We start from the raw sequence: 22207 nt of genomic DNA on the forward strand, positions 1-22207 counted from the left end.
CTGTCGTTTCGTCAGCCACCGGTCAGTACCAAAGTCGTTGTTCGTCCGGGTGCGCTGGGGCAACAAAAAGGTCTTAAAGCCATGCAATCCATTGATCGAGGTGCGGGTGGACGCTCATCTCGCGCAGTAGAACAGCACGCCAGCCATAATCTCCGTATAGATCAGCATTCTCTTGCGCCTCGTTGGCGAGAAAATCTGCGGCGCTCGGACCACCGGCATTGATGTGCGAGCGGGCGCTTCTCAGCACCGTATTGATCAGATCGTTGGAATAGGAGTCGTAAAGTTCCATCAGCTTGAGCTTCCGGAAATGCGCTTCCAAGAGAGCCCATGATGCCGCAGACATTCCTGCCTGCTGAACGGCAAAGGTTGCTCCGACCGCTTGAGCGGCCGCGTTGGAGGTTATGACGACTGTAAGAAATGGCACGACCGGTATCGCATCCCGGTAGAAATGGAGATATTGCCTGGCTCCCGCATGAAGCCAATCGTCGTCCTTGGTGGAGTTGCACCGGGTACAGGACGGGACCAAATTGAGAGCGTGCGCCGCGAATTCCGGAAATTCCTCGGCCGGTAGGTAGTGGTCGTAACTACCGGGCGTGGTCGCCCCACAATAGGGGCACCATTGAAGGCGGCCCTTGGGCTGGGCATCCTTGATTGCCTGCTTCAGCGCCTCCATGCTCTTGTTGCGACCATAGCAGGACCGCAATTCCGTCTTGATGCCCGCGAGCGTAGATGGGGGCATACCTTGCAGCGTGTCGGCTGTAAAACGAGCTTCGTAGTCGGTGAAGCGGCTACGGATGGCGGCTTGCGCACCAAACAGCGCAGCCTTCGCCGCTCCCTTTTTATTGTCCCGGATCTCCTCAAAAATATCGATGTATGCGGGTGGGGTCGTCACCGGTGTAAGCTGCTTCACTTCTCGGCATCCCGAGCGTAGCGCGCAACCAGATAGGACTTGGCGTTCATGCTCAGCCGATTTGTGAACAGGTCGAGCGCCTCTTCCAAAGTCATATTCCTAGCTATCCGATCGAGCACCTCTCGATAGAGACTCTCCGCTTCCTGCGTCTTGAAGACATGCTCGGTCAGTTCCGCCACGCTCTCGCCAAAGCTCTCAAATTTAAGCGGATTGGCATAGGTCACACCTTCTTCCCGCGTGAACACCATGACCCGCTTGGACGGTATTTCCTGGATCACAATGGGCGAGTGGGTGGCCACGACCGCGTAGGATCTATGATCACGGAGGATTTCGGTCAGGACTACAAACAGGTTTGCGACGGCATTCGGATGGAGATGTGTCTCGGGTTCATCGAAAAGCACAAGACTTTCGGGTTGCAACCATGCGAGCAAGCCCGTCACGAAATGGCATAGGATCGCCTGGCCCGAACTCAACCAGCCAAGCATTTCACTATCTGCTAGATCGCTGTCGATCTCGCGTTGCAAGTCCGCTTCACCGAGCTCACTCGTTTCGCCCAGAATCTTGGCGATATGCCTAATCCAGTCTTCGCGCCGATCCAGCCTCCGAACCCGGGCCTTGTTGGAGCGAAAGGTGCGCTGTAACCCTGTCTGCGAAAGATTACCGTTTTCATCACGGATGCCGCAATAAATATAGCTGCTCTCGGCATGGGTGCTCGGTCTGCTGAAGCGGTCGAACGCGCTGTAAGACACCGCCAATATTCGCGTGAAAAGGGGCTGGTCGCCTGGGAACCTGCGCTTGCGTTCCTCGACAGTCGCGGCAGAGACCCGTCTCACCTGGGCGAGGTCGGCACCCAACTGCGCGAGGAAGCGCGTCTTTCCAACGGCGTTTCGGCCGATGATGCCGACGACCCGACGAGGCAGGATATCATGAGCCCGGAAGTCGAATTCGATCAGGAATGGCTGCTCATCATCGGAGAGTTGGCAAGCATAACTGAAGGACGGCTTCTCGATCGGCTCTTCTCCCAAAGACCAAGCGCTGCCGAACCGGCGCGATCTCCACGCCGCATTTTCTCGCATCATGCCATTTCGGAAAACAGTCGAGGGCTCGAACCGGCCTGCAAGACCGGGCATAACGGCGATATCGCGCAACGCTGTCAGCACCTTTTGTGTGTCGTCGCCGAAGGTCTCATGCATCCAGGCGTAGTAAGCATCAGATTGGCCCAACGAGATAAAGTCGGATCCGATGTCGGCGCTGAAATGCCTTGGGGGGGTAGTAAAACTATCGACGATCCAAGCGGCCTTCTCTTCGGTGCCGTGGAGAATTTTGGTCTTGCCAATGGTGCTCCGCGCGCCGTTTTCGTTGAACCAGAAAAGGTCAAATCGCACATAGCTCCCGAAGTCGTTCCAGTTGTCGTTCCGGATCACGAACGTGTTTTTTAATCCCGGCGGAATTCTCTCATCGTGAGCGATTGAGATAAAATCCAGTTTGGGGAGGATGGCCATTTGAAATCCTGTTAAGCAATCGGTCCGATACTATGTTGTTGAACTTGGCCGGAAAAGGTGTGCCTCCTCTTATGCTCGTCTTTATTGCTAGCGTGCCTGCGTTGTGGTGCTTGGCCTGTAACGGCCGGTTGCAACCCTCTCCGTAACGACAGCTTCTGGCGCAAGAGAGCCATGACGAGGCGAGCGATCGTTTCCTACTTTCAGCGGAAGTTTAGCCTCGCCAGGCCCCGGGGGGGCGGTTAAACTACCGACGCCGCGCATGCGGGGGCCCGCGCGGGCATCATGCGGAGATTTTTTTTCGCCGGCAGAAAATTGGCTGAGGCCGTTTCATGGGTTTTTCCAGTCCGTTATGAAAAAACAGGCCAAAAGATCGGGTAAAGGCGGTCGTCCACCGCACAGACCGTCCGCCAGGGACCGGCGGATTGTCGAGTTGGCTGCGTCTCATGCGGTTCCGACGCTCAAAATCGCGGAAATCATCGGTGTCGATCAAAAGACCCTGTTTAAGCACTACCGTCCTGAACTGGATCGAGCCGCCGCCAAGCTCGAAGCCGCCCTTGCCATGAACCTTTATCGGCTCGCCAGTTGCAGCGACGACAGCGTGGCTTTAAAGGCGATCATGCTCATATTGCGATGCAGATATGGCTGGTCGGCATTTTTACCGCCTCGCGGCTGATTGTGCGCACACAGGCCGACGCGCTCGAAATCGAAGCGATAAGGGTGTCGAGCTGGGAACGTATGAGGCAGTCCAGACACCGACCGCAACACAGCGGGTTATTCGGACCTAGACCTAACGTCGATCATCACCAACGAGAAAGGGTCTTTCAGGCGAATACACCCTCAGCAGCGGGTGCTGTTTCATCCTCGCGAGCAACGGCTGACTCATCTGGTTGTTGTACAGGTATCGCGGCAATGATTCCTTCAACGAGGGCGAAGATTTTTTCAAACTCCTTGAAGTAGGCTGCATCCAAAGTCGGCACGATCTCTTCAGCAAAAATTTTCTTCCCGTCCGCAACCGTCATCTGCCATATCTCTGTCCCGTCAACGGACGAGACCACCTTGTTGCCGCACTTGGTGACAAGAGGAAGTCCTTTTAGTATTAGTCCGCGTCCATCTATCTTCGCGTTCAATGCAGCGATTGGAAACATAAATTCCAGGCAATGATGGCTGCTGTTCGCGAGATCCGGTTCACCGTCAGGAACAGGAAGCAGGATGGCGTATGCCTTCCCGTTCTTTGAAGCTTTAACGTCTGAGAAGAGGTTCTGCTTAGCGAAATTAGCGTCAAGAGCCCAACACTTCTGGCCCTCGTCATCGCGATCAAAAAGACCGATTACGACGCTGTGACTATCCGCCATAATTGAGCGCAAGGAGATTGCCAGTTGTGCAGCACCAGCAGCATCGTTCTTTTCCGTTTCGCTCAATACATTACAAGATTTGATCGCGAACGGTGGGGCAGTTTCCCTAAGTTTTCTCCAGGCTTCCTTGAGAATTAGTACGTCTGTCTTTCCTTCGGTCAGCAAGACAGGAATTTTGACAGCCTCAACCTCAGCCATCGTGGCGGCAAGGCTCGCGGCGGCTTCTTCCGCCACTGAGATGCGCTCCTGGAGTTTGTCGTGAAGCTCATTCATCAGTTTGATGTGACCGAGTTCATCAGCCACCAGCATATACGGATCCTCGACGACGAGGCGATTTCGTCGCGCACCGTTCAAATGAAGAAACTCGGTATCATGACCCTTGCGTCGAGCCATGTAGATCGATTGACCTTCGCGACTCACATCTATGAACGCTGGTGAATGCGTCGTTAAAAAAATCTGGGCGTTCTTGCAGTATGATTTAGTCATGGTGTCTGCAAGTTCGAATGCACGTTTGTATTCCATGGAGTTTTCGGGCTCTTCAATTCCCCAGACGTGCATTTTTGACGAGCGTTCCGCGATGTAGTTCAGAATGGCAGGGAGAAACCGTACTCGGACACCATCTCCTCTGTTGTCCAATGCGACTGACTCTTCGAAGGGACCAGCCGTCTTAATATTAAATGCACGGAACAGATCGGCGTAGGTTGACGGAAGGGATATTCTTGCGTCTACACCTGTGATTTCTTCGAACGCCTCGCGAAGCTCCTGTGCTTGATTTTCCAAATCGTTACTGAATCTCTCAATATCTTCAATGAAATTATCGCCTGATGTCTCACTTTGTTGAAACAGAACGCTCTGAAGCTCGGAGAGTACAGACTGAAAAATACTCCTGTCCTTGATGACTGGGAGGTACGTAAAAACGATAGAATTCAGGAAACGTTGGAGGCTTCCTTCCGCCTTGTTCGATCGTGTCCCGGCACGTGGTGTAAGTTTTGAGGAGTAAGGTGGCCATCAGTGTTTTCCGGTAGGGTCGGGTTGTTCAAGACCAACCTGACGGAAAGACCACCGATGACCAATGACATGATGAACGTGCGCTCGCTTGTTGAGAAGAGCGCCGATGCCGATTTATTGCGCGAGATGATTGGCTTTGCAGCCGAGCGGCTGATGGAGCTGGAGGTTGGCGGAGCCACCGGCGCTGACTTCGGCGAGAAGAACCCGATGCGGCTCGCTCAACGCAATGGCTACCGTGATCGGGATTGGGAGACGCGAGCCGGAACGGTCGAGCTTCGCATTCCCAAGCTGCGCAAGGGCAGCTACTTTCCGAGCTTCCTCGAACCACGTCGGATGGCGGAGAAGGCTCTGACGGCTGTTATCCAGGAGGCTTATATCCAAGGCATCTCGACGCGCTCAGTCGATGATCTCGTCAAGGCGATGGGTATGAGCGGCATCTCCAAGAGCCAGGTGAGCCGCCTGTGCGAAGAGATCGACGTCAAGGTGAAGGCGTTCCTCGATCGTCCCATCGAAGGCGATTGGCCATACCTGTGGATCGACGCGACTTACCTCAAAGTCCGGCGTGGTGGTCGCATCGTCTCCGTCGCCGTCATCATCGCCGTCGGTGTCAACAGCGACGGGCGGCGTGAGGTTCTGGGTATGGAAGTCGGCACGTCCGAAGCTGAGCCGATCTGGACGGAATTCCTGCGCAGGCTGACACGCCGGGGTCTGCGTGGCGTCAAGCTCGTCGTCTCCGATGCGCATGAAGGGCTCAAGGCCGCGGTCACCAAGGTTCTCAGCGCCACCTGGCAGAGGTGCCGGGTTCACTTCATGAGAAACGTCCTGGCACATGCCGGAAAGAGCGGCAGGCGGGTCGTATCCGCTTTCATCGCAACGGCCTTTGCCCAGGAGACCCCGGAGGCAGCAAGCGCTCAATGGCGCAGCGTCGCCGATCAGATCAGGCCGAAAGTGCCGAAGCTCGCCACCATCATGGACGATGCCGAAGAGGACGTGCTCGCCTACATGACCTTCCCGAAAGAGCACCGGGCAAAGCTGCATTCGACGAATCCAATCGAGCGTCTCAATGGCGAGATCAAGCGACGCACCGAGGTCGTCGGCATCTTTCCGAACGACGAAGCCATCGTCCGTCTCGTCGGCGCACTGCTGCTCGAACAGAATGATGAATGGGCCGTCCAACGCGCCAGATACCTGACACTTGAGACCATGGCGCAAATGAGCGATGATCCCCAAATCAGTCTGCCCGCTGTGGCACGCTGATATCCCTCCGGCCCTATGTCGGAAAGCACGGCCATCAGCCGCGAGCTACACCACTTCCATGGACACGATCCCTTGTTCTTTGTCGTTTGTAGACTTCCGGATGAGATATAACGTTCGAGGTCATGGCTAAAATTTGGGCTCTTGCTATCCCTGAACCAAGTCTTTCTGACTTTAAAGCGAGATGGTAGAGTCTTTTGAAACGAGTCCTGGCAATTAAATTCGATTTCAATCTGTATAAATTGCCGACCTTTAATAGATTCTCTTCGAACCGCGTCCAAACGAGAATGAGAAAACTCCTCTCGAAAAACGATGTCGGCACCGTGTTCGTTCTTTTCATTGAAAAACAGGTTCAGCGCTCGAAGTAAATTGGATTTTCCTACGTCGTTGCTTCCCGTAATAATATTTATCGGCTTACATTCACGTAGGCGTTGCGTGTTAATCGAGCGAAAATACTTTACTTCCACACTGTTGATAAGGTTTGGATTCTTTCGCATGACGCCTTAGCCGAATCGATTTGGCAACCATCTTAGCGCGCAATCTCGGTGACCAAAGCACCTTCTTGTGGACTGCATGGATATTCCTGGTGATATCGGTGGATGCGAGACGTCTATCGGCGCTTGATCTTTCCGTTATCTGCTTGGAGCATGAAAGCGATGGAGTGGCGCTTAAGGCGATACGATTCGCACTCAGGGCACGTTTTGGCTGGTCGCAATTCGCGCCGCCGCCGCACTGATTAGCGATATGATCTGTTGATTAGTGCAATTCGCGTGGTTGCAATTTGTAGTCCGGCTGCTCTACTGCAGCCGCATTTTGCTGGGGGAAATCATGAAACGGAATCTTATTGCAAGCGCGCTGCTGTCTGTGGCGTTGGCTAGTTGTGCAACCACGAGCGAAATGCCTCTCGCTCCGAACATGGTGCGGCTCGATACGAACGCAAGCGGGTTGATTTTCACCAGCGCAGCAGGGGCAATCACGATGAAGAAGGCCGCAGAGGCTACCCTGAAGCGTGGATATACCCATTTCAGGCTTGAACAGGCTCAAACCGCGCAGGGTTCGCGTTTTGTGGGTATGAACACTAATACGAGCGGTTTCGGGCAAGCCTCGGTCTACGGCAACACAGCTTATGGAAGCTACAGCGGCTCGTCGTTCAGCACTCCCATGTATGCACCAACCGCCCAAATCGGCGTCACGGTCGTCATGTTTCATGCCAACGAGGCGGGTGCCAAAGGTGCATTCGATGCCGCCGACGTGCTGGCGAAGAAGGGCAAGGTATAAGGTCGCCGTCCTTCCTTGATCTTGAATGACGGGCAAACACGGCTGGGCTTTGTACTATGCCGGCGTAGAAGGCATTTCAAATCCCCTTAAGCGAGTAATTTGTCGGCGCGAACAATATAAAGATTGCCAATAAAATCGCGCATAACGAGTGAACAACGAATGAAATATGGTTGAGTTTTTTCACACTTTTCCTGAGCCACTCCGGACAAGCATGGTCATTTACATCGATCCACCGGAAGTATATTCCCGCGCTCCTGATGCCATACCTTTTCGCAGCCACTACGTGTGAAGCATTCATCCATCCTGAATACACGCTAAATGCGAACCAGACCAAAAATAAACCCGCGTACAGATATACAGTCATCAAATCCGATCCCGAACGCCTTACGCGCTTGACTAGGCCATCCATTACTGTGGCTATAGCGTTATTTTGTTGAGCGCCTGCTCGCCCCGAGCCCGGGCCACAGCTGCCATTTCCTCCTGCCGGTATCTTTTCCTCGGGCAAGCCCGGAAAACGCGCTCACGGCACGCGGCATCAGCGCCGCATTGCAATGCCCTAACCCGTGCGAGCGGCTATAAAGTTTCGGCAGAGTTGCTCGGCTGTGTCCGGCCATTGATCAAGTCCGGCTCGGCGCAACATTTCTAACCATTCCTCTGAGTCTGGGGCGTCCTCAAACAGCTCATAAAAGGCTTCAAGCACTTCAGGCGGACAATCCTTGACGGAAGCAGCCAATTTATCCAAGTGCGCCGCTGCTTCCGCATTGCGGCGGTCGTGCGGAAATTCAATCGCCTTCTCTCTCCGCCATTCTGCTTGGCGCTCGAATTCCTCTCTAAGTTCGGAAGCCATGTCAAACGTGGGATCAGTCATTTCCTGCTCCGCTGAACCAAGGGCGGGGTTATCGTCGCGTTGCTAGCCTCCACATTTCAGCGAGATCATCAAGTCCCATTCGCAGCATGTCGGCCGCCGTCAACCTCTCCCGTTTTCCGTCGCCAACGACCTCGTGCAGAGCCCGGCCTTCGCCGCAGACTGCCGAGACCAGCGAATAGAGGCGGGCACCAAGTAGCGCCCGGCATCTGGCGAGTTCCTTTCCCGCGTTGACTTGCCGTTCGGTGATCGGGTCCCGGACCTTGCCGCCGTCGACATGCTCGCGGCCATAGTCGATGGCGCTGGCGCCTTTGCCGCCCATAGCTTCCCAGAGAGCCCGGAACTTGTTGGCAGCGGCGACTTGTGCGGCGTCGAGCACACTACGCGAGGCGAGTGTGGTTATCGCCGATTCGCGGATGTTGATGACAACCGGGATGGTTCGGGGGTTCGTCGAACCGGCCGGGTGAGCGCGGGAATAGTACGGGTTTTCGACAAGGGTCGGTCGGAGTCGGGCTTTTGACGGCGCTGGCATACTGCGGAGAATGCCATAGCGCCGGGGAAACGGGAAGGCCGCTTGGTGTACCCCCACGTGTACCCTAGCCCATTGTTACGCAGGCGAGGATGGCTACTCGTTGAAGTCAAATTTATTCAATGATTTCAAATATGGTGCGGGCGACGGGGATCGAACCCGTAAGGATTTCTCCGAGGGATTTTAAGTCCCTTGCGTCTACCAGTTTCGCCACGCCCGCGCGCGATCCTCAATTAACGACTGGAGTGATTCAGTCAAGAGCGCCGGCGGCGGCACCGGTTTGCGGCTTTGGAGCGGGAACGGCCTCGATCCTTTGCTTCATCTGCCCGCGCCGGTAAGTAGCGCGGCCGGTAAGAATGCCGATCATGGCGCCGGCTGCCTTGATGACCGAGTCGTGCAGGCGTGCATGACGTGTCGGCGACAGGTATTGCAGGAACTCGATGGCGAGTGCGCCGAAGATCAGCAGCAGTGCGACGAGCTTCCACTGTTTCGGATAGCCGAGCGCGAAAACGAAGCCGGTGACGGCATAGGCAAGCGCGCGGTCGGCGTTGACGCTGGTCATCGTATGCGGCCTGAGGCCGATCGGCGAAATGGTGACGAAAATGATGGCGGCAAGCAGCAGCCAGGCGAGCGGTCGCATAAAACGGGATGTCATCATCCCTTCACGTTAGCAGCATTGCAAAGCGAACGCACGGGGGAGCTGCAGCAATCCGCCAAGCGCGATGAAGAAAGCTTTCTGCAGAGCGAACCGCACGGCGGTTAAACGGACTTCTTTTGGCAGCCGACCTGTGCCATAGCGAAGTCTTGAGACAGGAATGGACCGATGACCGTCACAAGACAGGATGTAGATCGCGCGGAAGAGGCGCTGCGCAGCCTCTTTCCGGCAACGCCGCTGCAGCTCAACGACCATCTTTCGGCGCGCTACGGTGCTGAAATCTGGCTGAAGCGGGAGGATCTGTCGCCCGTCCGTTCTTACAAGATCCGCGGCGCCTTTAATTTCTTCCGCAAGGCGATTGCCGAAGGGAGCGGCGAGCGCCTCTTCATCTGCGCTTCGGCGGGCAACCATGCGCAGGGCTTTGCATATGTCTGCCGCCATTTCGGCGTTCAGGGCGTGGTCTTCATGCCGGTGACGACGCCGCAGCAGAAGATCGACAAGACGCGCATGTTCGGCGCCGAATTCATCACCATCAAGCTCTACGGCGATTTCTTCGATCAATGCTATCAGGCCGCCCGCGACCATGCCGAGGCGGAAGGAGGCGTCATGGTGCCGCCCTTCGACCATGCGGACATCATCGAGGGGCAGGCAACGGTCGCAGCAGAAATCATGCAGCAGCTGCCGGAGGGCAGGGTGCCGGACATGCTGGTCTTGCCGGTCGGCGGCGGCGGGCTTGCTGCGGGCATCACGGGCTATCTCAAGGGCTCGGTCCCGAATTCCGTCTTTGTCTTCACCGAGCCGGCAGGCGCGCCGAGTCTGAAACGCAGCATCGAGGCCGGCGAAGTGGTGACGCTTTCCAAGGTCGACAATTTTGTCGACGGCGCGGCCGTTGCGCGCATCGGCGACCTGAATTTCGCAGCGCTCAAAGGCTTTGCAGCCGCGCAGGTCATGTTGATGCCGGAGAACGCCATCTGCGTGACGATCTCGGAAATGCTCAATGTCGAGGGCGTCGTGCTGGAGCCGGCAGGGGCTTTGTCTTTAACGGCGATCGCGGCGATGGATCCGCAGACCATTCGCGACAAGACGATCGTGGCGGTTGTCTCCGGCGGCAATTTCGACTTCGAGCGGCTACCCGACGTCAAGGAGCGCGCGATGCGTTACGCCGGGCTGAAGAAATACTTCATCCTGCGGCTGCCGCAGCGCCCCGGCGCGCTCCGCGATTTCCTCAATCTTCTGGGGCCGGACGACGACATTGCCCGCTTCGAATACCTGAAGAAGACGGCGCGCAACTTCGGCTCGGTTCTGATCGGCATCGAGACCAAGGCGCCGGAGAACTTCGCCACCCTGATTTCGAATTTCGAAAAGGCCGGCATGGGCTTCGAGGACATCACCGAGAACGACATCCTCGCCAACCTCATCATTTGACTTTGCGGGCGCGAGCGGCCCGTGTTAAAGGCGGAACATGGCTTCGATCTTATCCAGCATTTTCTCGATGTTTTCCGGTGGCGGCAAATCGGCCGAGGCGAGCGCAGGCCCGAAGGGCGAGCCGCAGCTTTACGCCGATTGCGCCATCTACGCTGAGCCGCGCAAGGAAGGCGGACAGTTCCGCCTGGCAGGCCGCATCGAAAAGACGGTCGGCGGCGAGGTTTTGGTGCGCAATTTCATCCGCGCCGACATGTTCTCCTCGTCGGACGATGCGATCGAATGCACGGTGCGCAAAGCGCACCAGATCATCGATCAGCACGGCCCCTCGCTTTTCGGCGACGGTGCAAAGGAGCGGCAGGTCTAGCCGCTCTCTTCCCAAGCCTTCGCCGGGGCGGCTTTGCGGCGGCAGCCATACAGGGAGGCCGCGGGTTACCCTGACGTCACGCGACCGTTTCTTAACCGTATCGCGCTATGAAGAAGCGGTTGGAGAGCGGAAAGCGCGATGGCAATTGTCAATCTCGGTCTCATTGTGGTGGAAGCCGTCGGCTACTTCGCGCTGATGGTGAGCCTGCTGCATTTCCGCCACCGGCTGGGCCTTGGCGTTTTCATGACGGCGCTCGGCGTCATGCATTTCATGGAAACCTATCTCGCCGCCGTCTTCTACGTGTCGCTGCCTTTCGGTGTCGCCTCGCCCGGATCGTCGGTCTTCTTCGCCGGCAAGCTGATGATGATCCTGATGCTCTACCTGGAGGAGGATGCTTCGACGGTCCGGCAGCCGATCTACGGCCTGTTCCTCGGCAATCTCCTGACCGTCGCGATCGCGTGGGTTCTGCAGCTGCATGAAACCGTCGAGATTTCACCCGGCAATGCCGCCGATTTCAGCTTCCTGGAGGAGATGGGCTGGCTGATGGTCTGGGGTACGGCGCTGCTCTACCTCGACGCGCTCGGTATCATTCTGCTGTACGAACGCCTTGGTCATTGGATGAAGCGCAAGGTGATCCTTCGTTTCATGCTGTGCGGCTTCGCACTTCTGACCTTCGACCAGATCGGCTTCTTCGGCGCACTGCACTATTTTCTCGACGTGCCGCTTGCAGCCTTCTGGGACGGCTGGAGGGCAAAGATGTTTGCGGTCTGCATCTATACCGCGCTCTTTGCCTTCTACCGGCTCTATATTCATCGAAACGGCGTTCCTGCGGCAGCACGCTCGCTCAGCGATCTGTTCGGCGACCTGACATTCCGCGAGCGGTACAACGATCTTCTGGAGCGGACGGGCAGGGACATTCTGACGGGCGTCTACGACCGCTCGCGTATGGAGCTCGAAGCACCGGTCATGATGCGGGAAGCCCTGCGGCAAGGGCAGTTCACTACCGTCATCATCATCGATGCCGACCACTTCAAGGACGTCAACGATAACTTCGGCCATCTGCAGGGTGATGAGGTGCTGAAGTCGATCGCCGCCCGGCTGGTGATGATCCTGCGTTCTGCAGACAGGGTGTTCCGCTTTGGTGGCGAAGAATTCGTTGCAATTTGCCCGGGCACGGACCACGAGGAGGGCTTGTTGGTCGCAGAACGGCTCCGATGGACGATCGCGACGAGCGTCAGGACACCAGATGCAAGACCCGTCACCGTCAGCATCGGCGTTGCGACCGCCGACGAAGATGGCGTGAGCTTCATGACGGTTCTCTCTACTGCAGATGACCGGCTCTACCGGGCAAAGAAGAATGGCCGGAATTGCGTCTTCGGCCGTACCGGTCTGGTCAAAGTCTGCTAATCTGACACTTGGTTCCGGAGCCTGCTCGCTCGACCAACTAAGCTGCGACGAATGCAATGGGGCCATGAGCGGAAGAACGTTTACTTCTGGATTGCGCCCGAGCGGCAGTTCTGTGTCTGCGGGACAAGTGCTGGCCTGGGCGCAGTGGCTATCGGCCCGTTGCGCCGCCCATTGCAGACTATGCGAACTATGTCGCCCGGTTCGACGTTATCGCCGAATATCTCGTGCGCTGGCAGCCGCCCTCCCTGATGCCCTGGGAACGCACGACGCATTCTTCGACCTCGCCGAGAAGCTGTCGTGGGTGCGGACGATGCCCAGGATGGAAGCACACGTTTTCGACGCAGGCCACCTCTTGCTCGAGACGCACGCGGCCGCGTCGCTCATGCTCGACTTCATCAGGCGCACCCAACAGGAAAGTGAAAGTACGCGAAAGCTTGATTGACACCGCCTGATCAGTAGTGACGAGGGCCGCCAACGCACTATCCTCGCGCCATTCAAACTGAGCAACTGCAACGTCCGCAACGGGCCGGAAGAGGTGTTCCGGACAGGATATCAAGCGTCAGACTCGTCGGGTATGGCGCAGCGGAAACAAAAAGCGGCCGGACAGAGCCGGCCGCTTCTGGGGGCGATGTTAAGCGGTTAGGCGGCGAGAGCGATCTCTTCGGCGCGGGCCTTGGCGGCGCCGATCGCCTTTTCTGCAGCTTCCGGACCGAAGGCGAGGCCTTCGACATAGACGGTTTCGATGTCGGTGATGCCGAGGAAGCCCAGAACCGACTTCAGATACGGAACGGCATGGTTCATGCCGGCGGCAGGACCCTGCGAGTAGACGCCGCCGGAGGCCAGCACGACATAGACCTTCTTGCCGGTTGCAAGCCCGACCGGGCCGCTTTCGGTGTACTTGAAGGTGCGGCCGGCGCGGGCGACGTTGTCGATCCAGGTCTTCAGCGACGAATAGATATTGAAGTTGATAAGGCCTGTGCCGATGACGATGGTGTCGGCGGCGAGCAGCTCGTCGATGAGCGCGTCGGAGGTCTTCACGGCTTCGGCTTCCTGCGCCGTGCGGTCTTCGGCAGGCTTGCGGATTGCGGCGGTAAACAGGTCATCGATGTGCGGTAGCGGATTGGCGGCGAGGTCGCGGCGGACGATGACGCTGCCCGGCTTCTGGGCCTGAAGCTTGCCGGCGAGATCGGTGGCAATGGTGGTCGAAAGCGATTCAGCGCGCGGGCTGGATGTCAGGAGCAGGATGGACGACATAGTTGAATTTCCTCTCGAATTGGAGTGCTGCGAGCTCGCTTGGGAGGTTCGAGCCGCCTTCAGAGGAAAATAGGACTGGCCGGCTATCGAAAAAACTGGGATAATGTCGATCGAAATTATCGATAGATTGGATGGAAGATGCTTCCCAACCCGACATTGGATCAGCTGCAGGTGTTCCTTACCGTGGCAGAAACCGGCAGCTTCTCCGCCGCCTCGCGCGCGCTCAACCGCGCGCAGTCGGTGATCAGCTACACGATCGCGAACCTCGAGGCACAGCTCGAGATGCCGCTTTTTGAGCGTTCCGGCGCCCGCCAGCCGAAGCTCACGGATGCGGGCAAGGCCATGCTCGAAGATGCGCGCCGCCTGCTGACCGATCTGCAGGTGATGCGCGCCCGCGTCAAAGGGCTGAAGGAAGGATTGGAAGCGGAGGTCTCTGTGGCGATCAGCGTCATGGTGCCGTCTCCGGCAATGGTGGACGTGCTGCGGGAGTTCCGTGAGCAATTTCCGTCCGTTGCGCTCAATCTCACGGTCGGCGAGCTTGGCATGGTCATGGAGACCGTCGTGAGCGGCAAGGCGACGATCGGCATCGGCGGAGCCGTCCTGAAGCCGGACGACTCGATGCTGATGGAAAAGATCGGCCATTCCTTCATGATGCCGGTGGCCTCGCGCAATCATCCGTTAGCGCAGATAGGTCGGCCGTTGACGCTTGGCGATGTTCGCGAGGAAGTACAGCTCGTCGTCACCGATGCGTCCGGGCTGACGAAAGGCCGCGATTTCAACGTGCTTTCTTACAAGACCTGGCGTGTCAGCGACATCGCGACCAAGCACGCGTTGATCCGCGGCGGCCTCGGCTGGGGCGGCCTGCCTGCATCGATCATCCGTGACGACCTGATGAGCGGCGCACTCGTTCATCTCGACCTTGAGGCCTATGAGCAAGGCGAGTATCCGATCTATGCCATGCGCCGCCTCGCCAATCCGCCAGGCCCAGCTGCGGCATGGATGATCGATGCATTCCGCACCAGGCTGTCCCAATGCCCCAACCACGCCGATTTCACGGCGGCGCTAAACGAGATTCGCGGACCGGAAATGCCGCTTGCAGCGGAATAGGCGAGGCGCTGCCGCCTCGCCTGGCTTTCACATCGGCTAGAGAACCAGCCTGAACTTTGCAAATCCGTCCACGCCCTCGCCGGCATCCTCCAGCTTGACACTCTTGACGTCGGCCAGGAATTGCTTGGCCTTCGGCCCGCTCTGGAAGACGGCGCTCGTGCCCGGCAGCGGCTTGAAGGTCCAGTTGCCGTCGGCGGACGGATTGATCGTGCCCTGTTCATGAACGAAGCGGACGATCGCGTCGCGGTTGGTGTCCGGAGCCTGGAAGACGACCTTGTCCGCTGCGATCTCCGGGAACTTGCCGCCGCCGCCCGCACGGTAGTTGTTGGTGACCACGACGAACTTCTGCTTGAGGTCGATCGGCTTGCCGTCGAACTGCAGATTCTGGATGCGGTTCGAGCTTTCATTGATCGCCTTGCCGTCATTGTCGTATTTGCGCGGCTGCGAGAGGTCGATCTGGTAGGTCACACCGTCGATGACATCGAAGTTGTAGGACGGGAAATCACCGTTGAGCAATTCCGCATCCGTTGCGCCGGGCTTCACCTCGTTGAACATGCCCGCCGACATTTCCAGCCAGTTCTTCACCTGCTCGCCGGTAACAACCACTGCCTGCACGGTGTTCGGATAGAGGTAGAGGTCGGCGACATTCTTGATCGCGACATCGCCCGCCGGAACGTCGGTATAGTAATCCGCGCCGCCGCGGCCGCCTGCCTTGAAAGGAGCAGCGGCCGAAAGGACGGGCAGATCCTTAAATTCGGTATCAGCCAGCATCTGCTTGATGTACCAGGTCTGCGCCTGACTGACGATCTGCACGGAGGGATCGTCGGCAACGAGGGCGAAGTAGGAATAGAGCGGCGCCGACGTCTTGCCGACCGGGGTGCGGACATAGGCGAGCGTCGCCTCATGCTCAGCCTTTGCGGCTTCGATCACGTCCTTCTTGTCGCCGACGTCGGCAACGACCTTCTTCTTGTCGTCGCGGTGATAGATCGGCCGAGCCTCGGCGGTGAAATCGACGATCGTCCAGCTCTTGCCGTTCTTTTCCAGAAGCAGGTCGATGAGGCCAAGATGCGAGCCCCAGAAACCGGCCATGACCGTCGGCTTGCCATGCAGCGTGCCTTTCACCGGATCGGCGTTGGCAATCCCGTCCCAACTCTTCGGGCCGGGGAAGACAAGGTGCTGATGGCCGGTGAAGATCGCATCGATGCCGTCCACGGCGGCAAGATGCAGCGAGGCATTCTCCATCTTCTCGGAGGGGGCGGAGCCGTCGATGCCGGAGTGGGAAAGCGCGATGACGATATCGGCGCCTTCCTCCTTCATCGCCGGAACCCAGGCCTTGGCGGCCTCGACGATGTCGCGGGTCTGCGCCTTGCCTTCGAGGTTCTTGATGTCCCAGAGCATGATCTGCGGCGGCACGAAATCGATGAAGCCGATCTTGACCGGGCTCTCGTTGCCTGCGCCGTCCTTGATCTGCTTTTCGACGATCACGTAGGGCTTGAAGAAGAGATCGTCCTTCTTCGGATCGGAGGCGAGCTGGCCCTTCGTCAGGTTGGCGCAGACGAACGGGAAATTCGCGCCGCCAAGCACCTTGAACATGAAATCGAGGCCGTAGTTGAACTCGTGGTTTCCGAGCGTGCCGACAGTATAGCCAAGCGTGTTCATCGCCCTTAATGACCGGGTGGACGTCGCCATCTTTCATGCCGTGTTGATAGGCCATGTAATCGCCCATCGGATTGCCCTGCAGCAGGTCACCATTGTCGATCAGCAGCGAGTTGGCCGCTTCGGCGCGAATGTTATCGATGATCGTCGCGGTGCGCGCCAGACCCATCGTGTCGTTCGGCTTGTCGGCATAGTAGTCGTATGGGAAAACGTTGACATGGATGTCTGTGGTTTCCATGAGCCGCAGATGCGCTTGATTGGCGGCCGCGCGCGCTGTGAAGGGGTGGAGCAGAACAAGCGCCGACGTCGCGGCAATGCCGCCAAGTAATGACCGGCGGGTAATCGGGTGCAAATCAAGAATGGAAGACATTGAACACTCCTTCGCAAATGACCCATGGCTCAACCGGCGGCGAGCCTAGGATGATTTGCACGGCAGTGCATCTGGAAAATGACAAACCGGCTTTGGATGTTATCGCGTTAACACCGGCTTCACATCCTTGTGGAAGAAGCGGAAGTAGGATGCGACCTGAGCCTGGGCGTTGGAGTTCGGGTCGAACTGGATACCGAGGCGCCCATTGTGGCTCCACCGGATTATGCCGTGCAGCGTTCCAAGATCTTCCGCTAGGATTTGTACGCGGCTGCCCGATGCGGCATAAAGCGGCGTTCGAATTTCCACCGCAGCGCCCGTTATCGAGAGATTGAGGATGCGGGCGTCTACTTCGTTATTGAGATAGCGAACCTTACCGAAAATGCGGCAATACTTGCGTTCGGCCCTGCGAGTAATGATATTCAGATTACGCATTATGCAGCCCTCAATAGAATACTTGGCGCACTGTATCGCGAAAATATTGAAAAATCCTTTTATAGAAACCGCTAAATTACGAGATGGGTTCTATCTCCGCACAGCGCCGCTGCGCGCCACCACATGCTCACGCCAGATGGTGAAAATGCCGGCAGCCACGACGATCACCGAGCCGGCGATCGTGTTGAGGCTCAGGGCTTCGTCAAAGATGACGACGCCGATGATCGAGGCGTAGACGAGCTGCAGATACGTAAGCGGCTGAACGGCCGCGGCATCGAGCATGTCATAGGCGCGGATCAGGAAATAGTGGCTTGAGATGCCGGTTAGGCAGAGAAGCGCCATCCAGCCCCAGTCACTGGCCGACATCGGGGTCCAGTAGAAAGGACCGATGAGTGTTATCGTTATGCCGCCCGCGACGCCGGTATAGAAGAAGCTCGTCATCGATGAATCGTCACGGCTGACGAGGCGAGTGGCGATGACGTAGAAGGCGAAGAGGAAGCAGCCCAAGACCGCAAGCAGCAGCTTCGGATCAAAAAAGCCACTTTCTGGCTTCAAGATCAAAAGAACGCCGGCGAGCCCCGCGCAGATTGCCGTCCAGCGGCGCCACCCGACGCGCTCGCCGAGCAGTGGCACGGAAAGGAGGGCGATCAGGATCGGAGTGCCGGCAAAGATCGCCTGGGTGCGCGCAAGTCCGATGATCGCGAAACAGGTGATCGCCAGCACGACCTGCGCGGCAAGCAGCACGCCACGCGTGACCTGAAGCAAAGGCCGGTTCGTGCGCACGGTCGCCTTCAGGCCGCCGCGCATTCTCGACGCGAGCAGGATCGTGAAAATTGCAAAGGCCCAGTAGCGGATCATCGTCACGAAAACCGGCGGATAGGTGCTCGCCAGATGCTTCGAGATGCCGTCCTGCACGGAAAAGATGGTGATCGCCAGAAGGACGAAGATATAGCCTTGCGTCTTGGATTTCATGCCTTGCCGTAAGGCGGGAGAGGCCCGCATACGACTGAAGCTAGGCCAGGATTCATGCCGCTTTGCAAGGCCTCAAAGCCCGACATTCGGCCTGTCAATGATTTCCCGGAGCGCGAAGCTGGAATTAATCTTGACGACGTGGGGCAGGGCGGAGAGCCAGTCGCGGTGTATGCGCTCGTAGTCTTCCAGGTCGCGTGCGGCGACACGCAGAATGTAGTCGTACTCGCCCGACATTAGGTAGCAGACGAGCACGTTCGGGCAGCGCTTCACCGCCGCCTCGAATTCCGCAAGGGTCTTCGCAAACTGGCCGGAGAGCGAGATGTGCACGATGGCGATCATCTTGTAGTCCAGTGCCTTGTGTGAAAGGCGCGCGTGATAGCCGCCGATGACGCCGCTCTTCTCAAGAATGTCGAGCCGTCTGGAACAGGCCGAAGCCGAAAGGCCCACCTTGTTCGCAAGATCGGCATTGGTGATGCGGGCGTTCGCCTGAAGCGCCTTCAGAATCGCACGATCGATAGTATCGAGTTCAGACATTCGAAGAACCTTCGAAAAGAGGGTCGTTTTCGCAATAATCCTCGAAAAATAGTTCTCAGGCAAATGCTCTTTGCAAGGACATTTCGCGCCTCCGGTGTTTGGATTTGGGTCATCCAAAACGCTCCGCCCAAGCGGACATAAAATGAGAGGAACGCTTAGATGCGTGTCGGTTGCCCGAAGGAAATCAAGAATCATGAATATCGTGTCGGCCTGACACCTGCTTCGGTTCGTGAATATGTCGCCCATGGCCATGACGTCTGGGTCGAGACAAAGGCAGGCGCCGGCATCGGTGCCGATGACGCCTCCTATATCGCCGCTGGCGCGAGGATCGCCGCCTCGGCCAAGGATATCTTCGAGAAGTGCGACATGGTCGTGAAGGTCAAGGAGCCGCAGCCCTCGGAATGGGTGCAGCTTCGCGACGGCCAGCTTCTCTATACCTATCTCCACCTCGCGCCCGATCCAGAGCAGACCAGGGGCCTGCTCGCGTCCGGCGTCACCGCGATCGCCTATGAAACGGTTACCGACGAGCGCGGCGGTCTGCCGCTGCTTGCCCCGATGTCTGAAGTCGCGGGACGCCTGTCGATCCAGGCGGGGGCCACGGCGCTTCAAAAGGCCAATGGCGGCCTCGGCATCCTGCTCGGCGGCGTTCCCGGCGTGCTGCCGGCCAAGGTCGCAATCATCGGCGGCGGCGTCGTTGGCCTGCATGCGGCCAAGATGGCAGCCGGCCTGGGCGCCGATGTCAGTATCCTCGACAAGTCGCTGCCGCGCCTGCGCCAGCTCGACGACATTTTCGGCGGGCGCATCCACACGCGTTATTCCAGCATCCAGGCACTGGAGGAAGAGGTCTTCACCGCCGATCTCGTCATCGGCGCCGTGCTCATTCCTGGTGCGGCCGCACCAAAGCTCGTCACCCGCGAAATGCTGTCCGGCATGAAGAAAGGCTCAGTCATCGTCGATGTCGCGATCGACCAGGGCGGCTGCTTCGAAACCTCGCATGCGACGACGCATTCCGAGCCGACCTACGAGGTCGAAGGCGTGGTGCACTACTGCGTCGCCAACATGCCGGGTGCGGTTCCTGTCACCTCCGCGCATGCGCTGAACAACGCAACGCTCGTCCATGGCCTGGCGCTTGCCGACCGCGGCCTGCGCGCCATCGCTGAGGACAAGCATCTGCGCAACGGTCTTAACGTCCACAGAGGCCGCATCACCAACAAGCCGGTCGCCGACGCGCTGGGTTATGAAGCCCACGCAGCGGAAAGCGTATTGAACGTAGCGTAATTCCCATCACGCTGCGTTAGATGAAGGCGCTGGTCTCGCTGAAGGCCGGCGCCTTTTGCTTGTCGATCCGGCACTGGAAGCAATTGTTGCGCGCCGAGCGCACATGCACGTATGCGATCTCCGGGCGCTTCAGCAGCTCTTCGGCATAGCCCGGAATATCGGTGGTCGCGGTGACGGCCCCGGTGCCGTAGACAATGCGATTGTTCTCGCCATAGCCGCGCACGATAAAGTCCCGGCTCGTCTTCAGCACCGGCGGCAGCTCTTCCTCCGCTTCATAACGCTCGCACCGCTTCTTGTGCAGGAAGATCGGGCCGGTCTCGGCATAGGGCTGCAATTCCGGAAACGGGCGGTAGGCGAAAACAAGAAGCAAGTCGCCGGCATCGATATTCTTCAGGCAATGACGGCAGGGATGCCCCGGTCCATCGGAAACCATCGTTTCCGGCAGATTGTCATAGGCATCGCGGCCGCCGGTCCAAAGGTGCTCGGCATCGGCGGTCGGCATGGCGGAAAAACGGATGTCTGACATGGCAAATCTCCTTCGTGATTGCCATGAAATGCGCTTTTAGAGCCGGTCAAACCACCCGATTCTTGCCGGCTCAGCTCTTCCTGGCAATCTCCAGCAGTTCCTTGTCGCTGAGCGGCCGGACGATGCCGGTGCCGGTTGAGACTGGAGAGAAGCCGAACATCTGATAGAGCTGTAGGGCGCGCGGATGGTCGAGGTTGTTGGTCGTTGTCGTGACGCGCGTTGGGTTCAGCGTCCAGATCGCGTAAAGCGCCTGCAGCAGGAACCACTTGCCGATGCCGAGGCCGAGCGCGTGCTCGATCAGGCCGAAATGGCAAAGTTCGATCGTATCCTCGTCCTCGCAGAAATACTCGTAGAAGCCGGCAGGCGCGCCATTGACATAGAGCACGCTGATATTGTTGCGCTTGTCGTGCAGAGTTTCCGTAAGCACCTCGTCGCTCATCCGCAGCCGGTCCACCCATTGCCAGCGGGCGCCGACCTGGCGGTAGAGATAGCGGTAGAACGGCAGCGGAATGCCCGGCGCACGCATGATCGCCGTCTGGATGTTGACCGGCACCGGTAGGCTTGCCTTGGGCGGCGCCGTCATTTCCAGCCGGGTGATATGCGCCGTGAGCGAGGAGGGGGACTTCGCCATGGTGCGTCTCAGACCGTGATCGGGTCGGGCGGGCCGGTCACCACCGGGGTATCGTCGCGGCTGCCCCACTCGCTCCACGAGCCGTCATAGAGCTTGTTGTCGGTATGGCCGATCGATTCGAGCGCCAGCGTGATGATCGCGGCCGTAATCCCCGAGCCGCAGGAGGTGACGACCGGTTTCGAAAGGTCGATCCCGGCACCCTCGATGGTCTGCTTCAGCTCCGGCAGCGATTTGAAACGGCCCTGATTGGCAAAAACGCCGGAGGGCAGGCTGCGGGCGCCGGGCATATGGCCGGAGCGCATGCCGGCCCGCGGCTCCGGCTCGGTGGCGGCGAAACGTCCTGCACTGCGCGCATCGGCGATCTGCAGCGCGCCGCTGGAAACGATGTCTCGCATGGTTTCGAGGGAAACGACACGGCCTGCATCATAATTCGTCTTGAAGGTCGTCGGCTTATAGTTCGGGACATCCGTTTTCAGCGGTCTGCCCTCCGCCTTCCAGCCGTCGAGTCCGCCGTCGAGAACGAAGACGTTTTTTGCGCCCATGACCCGGAAGAGCCACCAGACGCGCGGCGAGGCGAACATGCCGATACCATCATAGACCACGATACGGTCCGTCTCGCTGATGCCGAGCTTGCCGGCTTCTTCGGCGAAATAATCCGGCGAGGGGATGGTATGCGGCAGCCCGGTGGAATGATCCGCGATCTTGTCTTGGTCGAAGCGGATCGCGCCCGGAATATGGCCACTTGCATATTCGGTGTCCGCGTCGCGATTCTGCGCCGGGAGATAGAAGGAGGCATCCAGCACGCGCAGGTCCGGCTTTCCGAGCTCGCCCTGCAGCCAATCGGCCGAGACGACGAAACGGCTCTTCTCTTCGCTCATTCTGATCTCTCCCTGATTGT

Annotated in this window: 21 protein-coding genes, 1 tRNA gene and 1 pseudogene; 8 read left to right on the forward strand and 15 right to left on the reverse strand. The window is 58.3% G+C overall.

Annotation, left to right across the window (positions count from 1 at the left end):
- Positions 1-73: 73 nt before the first annotated feature.
- Positions 74-910, reverse strand: a complete 837-nt coding sequence (locus QA644_RS06720) for a hypothetical protein (RefSeq protein ID WP_283071602.1) — start codon at positions 908-910, stop codon at positions 74-76.
- Entirely contained in the window at positions 907-2412 is a 1506-nt protein-coding gene (locus tag QA644_RS06725; protein WP_283071604.1) for an AAA family ATPase, read from the reverse strand. The genes QA644_RS06720 and QA644_RS06725 overlap by 4 nt, the downstream gene beginning before the upstream one ends.
- Positions 2413-2761: 349 nt before the next feature.
- Here QA644_RS06725 and QA644_RS06730 point away from each other — a divergent pair, with 349 nt between their 5' ends.
- Positions 2762-3085, forward strand: a complete 324-nt coding sequence (locus QA644_RS06730) for an RNA polymerase subunit sigma-70 (RefSeq protein WP_283071606.1) — start codon at positions 2762-2764, stop codon at positions 3083-3085.
- A gap of 148 nt (positions 3086-3233) precedes the next feature.
- Here the strand turns inward: QA644_RS06730 and QA644_RS06735 are convergent, their stop codons facing one another.
- Positions 3234-4694 (reverse strand): AAA family ATPase, encoded by a 1461-nt coding sequence (locus QA644_RS06735; RefSeq protein ID WP_349254115.1) that lies wholly within the window; start codon positions 4692-4694, stop codon positions 3234-3236.
- Between the two features lie 135 nt (positions 4695-4829).
- Between QA644_RS06735 and QA644_RS06740 the strand changes: the two genes are divergently transcribed.
- Both QA644_RS06740 and QA644_RS06745 read left to right on the forward strand, forming a co-directional pair.
- Positions 4830-6029, forward strand: a complete 1200-nt coding sequence (locus QA644_RS06740) for an IS256 family transposase (protein ID WP_283070916.1) — start codon at positions 4830-4832, stop codon at positions 6027-6029.
- A gap of 825 nt (positions 6030-6854) precedes the next feature.
- Positions 6855-7304, forward strand: coding sequence for a hypothetical protein (locus tag QA644_RS06745; protein WP_283071607.1), 450 nt, complete (start codon positions 6855-6857; stop codon positions 7302-7304).
- Between the two features lie 556 nt (positions 7305-7860).
- Here QA644_RS06745 and QA644_RS06750 read toward each other — a convergent pair.
- From QA644_RS06750 to QA644_RS06765, 4 genes are all read right to left on the reverse strand, one after another.
- Positions 7861-8172 carry a hypothetical protein gene (locus QA644_RS06750; protein WP_283071609.1) on the reverse strand — a complete coding sequence of 104 codons (312 nt, stop codon included), beginning with the start codon at positions 8170-8172 and terminating at the stop codon, positions 7861-7863.
- 28 nt (positions 8173-8200) lie between these two features.
- A complete protein-coding gene (locus QA644_RS06755; RefSeq protein ID WP_283071611.1) occupies positions 8201-8701 on the reverse strand; it encodes a DUF6456 domain-containing protein in 501 nt (166 codons plus the stop codon).
- Between the two features lie 132 nt (positions 8702-8833).
- Positions 8834-8918: transfer RNA gene (locus QA644_RS06760), tRNA-Leu, on the reverse strand.
- Between the two features lie 30 nt (positions 8919-8948).
- A complete protein-coding gene (locus QA644_RS06765) occupies positions 8949-9356 on the reverse strand; it encodes a VanZ family protein (protein ID WP_283071613.1) in 408 nt (135 codons plus the stop codon).
- A 165-nt stretch (positions 9357-9521) separates the two neighbouring features.
- On the opposite strand from QA644_RS06765, the gene ilvA reads away from it, so the two are divergent.
- The 3 genes from ilvA to QA644_RS06780 all read left to right on the forward strand — a co-directional run bounded on the left by ilvA (position 9522) and on the right by QA644_RS06780 (position 12549).
- Complete coding sequence (ilvA, locus tag QA644_RS06770) at positions 9522-10778, forward strand: threonine ammonia-lyase (RefSeq protein WP_283071615.1); 1257 nt, start codon at positions 9522-9524, stop codon at positions 10776-10778.
- 37 nt (positions 10779-10815) lie between these two features.
- A complete protein-coding gene (locus QA644_RS06775) occupies positions 10816-11142 on the forward strand; it encodes an HlyU family transcriptional regulator (protein ID WP_039844674.1) in 327 nt (108 codons plus the stop codon).
- Between the two features lie 138 nt (positions 11143-11280).
- Positions 11281-12549 (forward strand): GGDEF domain-containing protein, encoded by a 1269-nt coding sequence (locus tag QA644_RS06780; protein ID WP_239599063.1) that lies wholly within the window; start codon positions 11281-11283, stop codon positions 12547-12549.
- Between the two features lie 639 nt (positions 12550-13188).
- On the opposite strand, the gene QA644_RS06785 is transcribed toward QA644_RS06780, so the two are convergent.
- The gene (locus QA644_RS06785; protein ID WP_074067674.1) at positions 13189-13803 is read right to left on the reverse strand and encodes an FMN-dependent NADH-azoreductase; all 615 of its coding nucleotides are present in this window, start codon (positions 13801-13803) and stop codon (positions 13189-13191) included.
- A gap of 138 nt (positions 13804-13941) precedes the next feature.
- On the opposite strand from QA644_RS06785, the gene QA644_RS06790 reads away from it, so the two are divergent.
- Positions 13942-14910 carry a LysR family transcriptional regulator gene (locus QA644_RS06790; protein ID WP_239599060.1) on the forward strand — a complete coding sequence of 323 codons (969 nt, stop codon included), beginning with the start codon at positions 13942-13944 and terminating at the stop codon, positions 14908-14910.
- Positions 14911-14946: 36 nt separating this feature from the next.
- On the opposite strand, the pseudogene QA644_RS06795 reads toward QA644_RS06790, so the two are convergent.
- The 4 genes and pseudogenes from QA644_RS06795 to QA644_RS06810 all read right to left on the reverse strand — a co-directional run bounded on the left by QA644_RS06795 (position 14947) and on the right by QA644_RS06810 (position 18874).
- Positions 14947-16936 (reverse strand): annotated as a pseudogene (locus QA644_RS06795) (bifunctional 2',3'-cyclic-nucleotide 2'-phosphodiesterase/3'-nucleotidase).
- A 99-nt stretch (positions 16937-17035) separates the two neighbouring features.
- On the reverse strand, positions 17036-17371 hold the full coding sequence (locus QA644_RS06800) for a PilZ domain-containing protein (RefSeq protein ID WP_194730119.1): 336 nt from the start codon (positions 17369-17371) through the stop codon (positions 17036-17038).
- Between the two features lie 87 nt (positions 17372-17458).
- Entirely contained in the window at positions 17459-18340 is an 882-nt protein-coding gene (locus QA644_RS06805) for a DMT family transporter (protein WP_239599054.1), read from the reverse strand.
- A 72-nt stretch (positions 18341-18412) separates the two neighbouring features.
- The gene (locus QA644_RS06810) at positions 18413-18874 is read right to left on the reverse strand and encodes an Lrp/AsnC family transcriptional regulator (protein WP_022718321.1); all 462 of its coding nucleotides are present in this window, start codon (positions 18872-18874) and stop codon (positions 18413-18415) included.
- 159 nt (positions 18875-19033) lie between these two features.
- Between QA644_RS06810 and ald the strand changes: the two genes are divergently transcribed.
- Positions 19034-20152 carry an alanine dehydrogenase gene (ald, locus tag QA644_RS06815; protein WP_074067684.1) on the forward strand — a complete coding sequence of 373 codons (1119 nt, stop codon included), beginning with the start codon at positions 19034-19036 and terminating at the stop codon, positions 20150-20152.
- Positions 20153-20168: 16 nt separating this feature from the next.
- Here the strand turns inward: ald and QA644_RS06820 are convergent, their stop codons facing one another.
- From QA644_RS06820 to sseA, 3 genes are all read right to left on the reverse strand, one after another.
- A complete protein-coding gene (locus tag QA644_RS06820) occupies positions 20169-20678 on the reverse strand; it encodes a DUF1203 domain-containing protein (RefSeq protein ID WP_239599049.1) in 510 nt (169 codons plus the stop codon).
- 70 nt (positions 20679-20748) lie between these two features.
- Entirely contained in the window at positions 20749-21309 is a 561-nt protein-coding gene (locus QA644_RS06825) for a GNAT family N-acetyltransferase (RefSeq protein ID WP_074067688.1), read from the reverse strand.
- Positions 21310-21317: 8 nt separating this feature from the next.
- Positions 21318-22187 carry a 3-mercaptopyruvate sulfurtransferase gene (gene sseA / locus QA644_RS06830; protein ID WP_283071618.1) on the reverse strand — a complete coding sequence of 290 codons (870 nt, stop codon included), beginning with the start codon at positions 22185-22187 and terminating at the stop codon, positions 21318-21320.
- Positions 22188-22207: the final 20 nt, after the last annotated feature.

Source organism: Rhizobium sp. CC1099, from assembly GCF_029714385.1.
Classification (GTDB): Bacteria; Pseudomonadota; Alphaproteobacteria; order Rhizobiales; family Rhizobiaceae; genus Rhizobium.

Coding starts and splice junctions, on each gene's coding strand:
- QA644_RS06725 (WP_283071604.1), bottom strand. CDS start 2,412: ATGGCCATCCTCCCCAAACTGGATTTTATCTCAATCGCTCACGATGAG.
- QA644_RS06730 (WP_283071606.1), top strand. CDS start 2,762: ATGAAAAAACAGGCCAAAAGATCGGGTAAAGGCGGTCGTCCACCGCAC.
- QA644_RS06740 (WP_283070916.1), top strand. CDS start 4,830: ATGACCAATGACATGATGAACGTGCGCTCGCTTGTTGAGAAGAGCGCC.
- QA644_RS06745 (WP_283071607.1), top strand. CDS start 6,855: ATGAAACGGAATCTTATTGCAAGCGCGCTGCTGTCTGTGGCGTTGGCT.
- QA644_RS06750 (WP_283071609.1), bottom strand. CDS start 8,172: ATGACTGATCCCACGTTTGACATGGCTTCCGAACTTAGAGAGGAATTC.
- QA644_RS06755 (WP_283071611.1), bottom strand. CDS start 8,701: ATGCCAGCGCCGTCAAAAGCCCGACTCCGACCGACCCTTGTCGAAAAC.
- QA644_RS06765 (WP_283071613.1), bottom strand. CDS start 9,356: ATGATGACATCCCGTTTTATGCGACCGCTCGCCTGGCTGCTGCTTGCC.
- ilvA (WP_283071615.1), top strand. CDS start 9,522: ATGACCGTCACAAGACAGGATGTAGATCGCGCGGAAGAGGCGCTGCGC.
- QA644_RS06775 (WP_039844674.1), top strand. CDS start 10,816: ATGGCTTCGATCTTATCCAGCATTTTCTCGATGTTTTCCGGTGGCGGC.
- QA644_RS06780 (WP_239599063.1), top strand. CDS start 11,281: ATGGCAATTGTCAATCTCGGTCTCATTGTGGTGGAAGCCGTCGGCTAC.
- QA644_RS06785 (WP_074067674.1), bottom strand. CDS start 13,803: ATGTCGTCCATCCTGCTCCTGACATCCAGCCCGCGCGCTGAATCGCTT.
- QA644_RS06790 (WP_239599060.1), top strand. CDS start 13,942: ATGCTTCCCAACCCGACATTGGATCAGCTGCAGGTGTTCCTTACCGTG.
- QA644_RS06805 (WP_239599054.1), bottom strand. CDS start 18,340: ATGAAATCCAAGACGCAAGGCTATATCTTCGTCCTTCTGGCGATCACC.
- QA644_RS06810 (WP_022718321.1), bottom strand. CDS start 18,874: ATGTCTGAACTCGATACTATCGATCGTGCGATTCTGAAGGCGCTTCAG.
- ald (WP_074067684.1), top strand. CDS start 19,034: ATGCGTGTCGGTTGCCCGAAGGAAATCAAGAATCATGAATATCGTGTC.
- QA644_RS06820 (WP_239599049.1), bottom strand. CDS start 20,678: ATGTCAGACATCCGTTTTTCCGCCATGCCGACCGCCGATGCCGAGCAC.
- QA644_RS06825 (WP_074067688.1), bottom strand. CDS start 21,309: ATGGCGAAGTCCCCCTCCTCGCTCACGGCGCATATCACCCGGCTGGAA.
- sseA (WP_283071618.1), bottom strand. CDS start 22,187: ATGAGCGAAGAGAAGAGCCGTTTCGTCGTCTCGGCCGATTGGCTGCAG.